This window comes from Bradyrhizobium sp. 18BD (assembly GCF_054185225.1).
In genome coordinates this window covers 1-544 of the sequence record NZ_JAVAYL010000083.1, presented here as the reverse complement: position 1 = coordinate 544, position 544 = coordinate 1, and the positions used below count along the sequence as shown (strand labels likewise).

Sequence of the window (544 nt, the reverse complement as noted above, 5' to 3'; positions counted from 1 at the left end):
TCGGATTCAGTGATAAACATGATTAAACATATTAAAACCCATATACCTGATAGTTTTGTTATTGCTGGTAATGTTGGTACGCCAGAAGGTGTTAGAGAATTAGAAAATGCTGGTGCTGATGCTACCAAAGTCGGTATAGGTCCTGGTAGAGTTTGTATTACAAAGATTAAAACAGGTTTTGGTACTGGTGGTTGGCAGTTAGCGGCATTAAACATATGTAGTAAAGCAGCTCGTAAACCTTTGATTGCCGATGGTGGTATAAGAACGCATGGCGACATCGCTAAGTCAATTAGATTTGGTGCATCAATGGTCATGATTGGTTCATTATTTGCGGCACACGAAGAATCACCTGGTGAAACTGTAGAACTTGATGGTAAACAGTATAAAGAATATTTTGGTAGTGCATCTGAATTTCAAAAAGGCGAACATAAAAATGTAGAAGGTAAAAAAATGTTTGTAGAACATAAGGGGTCATTAATGGATACCTTAAAAGAAATGCAACAAGATTTACAAAGCTCAATTTCATATGCCGGTGGAAAAGACA

Annotated in this window: 1 protein-coding gene; it reads left to right on the top strand. The window is 36.9% G+C overall.

Features of this window, described 5'->3' with window-relative positions; genetic code table 11:
- Positions 1-18: 18 nt before the first annotated feature.
- Positions 19-544, top strand: a 526-nt coding sequence (locus RAD16_RS40495) for a GMP reductase (protein ID WP_458163638.1), incomplete at its 3' end; no start/stop codon positions are given.